Below are 2,290 nucleotides of genomic sequence, written 5' to 3'. Positions count from 1 at the left end.
TGTATCAACGAACGTTACAACGTACTTCTTATTCACCATAACCTGCTAAGGTTATAGGGACAAGCCGTACGGGCAATTAGTATCAGTTAGCTTAATGCATTACTGCACTTCCACACCTGACCTATCAACGTCCTGGTCTCGAACGACCCTTCAAAGAGCTCAAGGCTCTGGGAAATCTCATCTTAAGGCAAGTTTCCCGCTTAGATGCTTTCAGCGGTTATCTCTTCCAGACTTAGCTACCCGGCAATGCCACTGGCGTGACAACCGGTACACCAGAGGTCTGTCCACTCCGGTCCTCTCGTACTAGGAGCAGCCCCCTTCAAATTTCCAACGCCCACGGCAGATAGGGACCAAACTGTCTCACGACGTTTTAAACCCAGCTCACGTACCACTTTAAATGGCGAACAGCCATACCCTTGGGACCGGCTACAGCCCCAGGATGTGATGAGCCGACATCGAGGTGCCAAACTCCCCCGTCGATATGAACTCTTGGGAGGAATCAGCCTGTTATCCCCAGAGTACCTTTTATCCGTTGAGCGATGGCCCTTCCATACAGAACCACCGGATCACTATGTCCTACTTTCGTACCTGCTCGACTTGTCAGTCTCGCAGTTAAGCACGCTTATGCCATTGCACTATCGTCACGATGTCCGACCGTAACTAGCGTACCTTCGAACTCCTCCGTTACACTTTAGGAGGAGACCGCCCCAGTCAAACTGCCTACCATGCACTGTCCCCGACCCGGATAACGGGCCAAGGTTAGAACCTCAAATGAACCAGGGTGGTATTTCAAGGTTGGCTCCACGAGAACTGGCGTCCCCGCTTCAAAGCCTCCCACCTATCCTACACAGATTGATTCAAAGTCCAATGCAAAGCTACAGTAAAGGTTCATGGGGTCTTTCCGTCTAGCCGCGGGTAGATTGCATCATCACAAACACTTCAACTTCGCTGAGTCTCGGGAGGAGACAGTGTGGCCATCGTTACGCCATTCGTGCAGGTCGGAACTTACCCGACAAGGAATTTCGCTACCTTAGGACCGTTATAGTTACGGCCGCCGTTTACTGGGACTTCAATCAAGAGCTTGCACCCCATCATTTAATCTTCCAGCACCGGGCAGGCGTCACACCCTATACGTCCACTTTCGTGTTTGCAGAGTGCTGTGTTTTTATTAAACAGTCGCAGCCACCAGTTTATTGCAACCCGTTCACCCTACTGAAGTAAATCAGCCAAGCTACAAGGGCGTACCTTTTCCCGAAGTTACGGTACCAATTTGCCGAGTTCCTTCTCCCGAGTTCTCTCAAGCGCCTTAGAATACTCATCTCGCCCACCTGTGTCGGTTTGCGGTACGGTCTCGTATGACTGAAGCTTAGAGGCTTTTCTTGGAACCACTTCCGATTGCTTCAGCACCTAAGTGCCTCGTCCCAGTCCCTTGAATCCTGCGCCCGGATTTGCCTAAGCGCCTTCTATGAACCAGAAACTGCCTATTCCAACAGGCAGACAACCTTCCGCGATCCGTCCCCCCATCGCATCATACGACGGTGCAGGAATATTAACCTGCTTCCCATCAGCTACGCATCTCTGCCTCGCCTTAGGGGCCGACTCACCCTGCTCCGATGAACGTTGAACAGGAAACCTTGGGCTTACGGCGTGGGGGCTTTTCACCCCCATTATCGCTACTCATGTCAGCATTCGCACTTCTGATACCTCCAGCATCCTTTACAAGACACCTTCGCAGGCTTACAGAACGCTCTCCTACCATATCTATTGCTAGATATCCGCAGCTTCGGTGACTGGCTTAGCCCCGTTACATCTTCCGCGCAGGACGACTCGATCAGTGAGCTATTACGCTTTCTTTAAATGATGGCTGCTTCTAAGCCAACATCCTGACTGTTTTAGCCTTCCCACTTCGTTTTCCACTTAGCCAATCTTTGGGACCTTAGCTGGCGGTCTGGGTTGTTTCCCTCTTGACGCCGGACGTTAGCACCCGACGTCTGTCTCCCAAGCTCGCACTCATCGGTATTCGGAGTTTGCAATGGTTTGGTAAGTCGCGATGACCCCCTAGCCATAACAGTGCTCTACCCCCGATGGTGATACTTGAGGCACTACCTAAATAGTTTTCGGAGAGAACCAGCTATTTCCAAGTTTGTTTAGCCTTTCACCCCTACCCACAGCTCATCCCCTAATTTTTCAACATTAGTGGGTTCGGACCTCCAGTGCGTGTTACCGCACCTTCATCCTGGCCATGAGTAGATCACTTGGTTTCGGGTCTACACCCAGCGACTATCGCCCT

1 rRNA gene is annotated in these 2,290 nt (G+C 51.4%); it reads right to left on the bottom strand.

The window, feature by feature from the left end:
• Positions 1–55: 55 nt before the first annotated feature.
• A 23S ribosomal RNA gene (locus V6M89_RS30310) occupies positions 56–2,290 on the bottom strand; the annotation flags it as partial.

The sequence above is a fragment of the Duganella sp. S19_KUP01_CR8 genome, assembly GCF_036688705.1.
In the GTDB taxonomy this organism is placed as follows: domain Bacteria; phylum Pseudomonadota; class Gammaproteobacteria; order Burkholderiales; family Burkholderiaceae_D; genus Rugamonas.
Note: the sequence above shows the minus strand (reverse complement) of the source record. Positions and strands in the feature narration are given on the sequence as shown.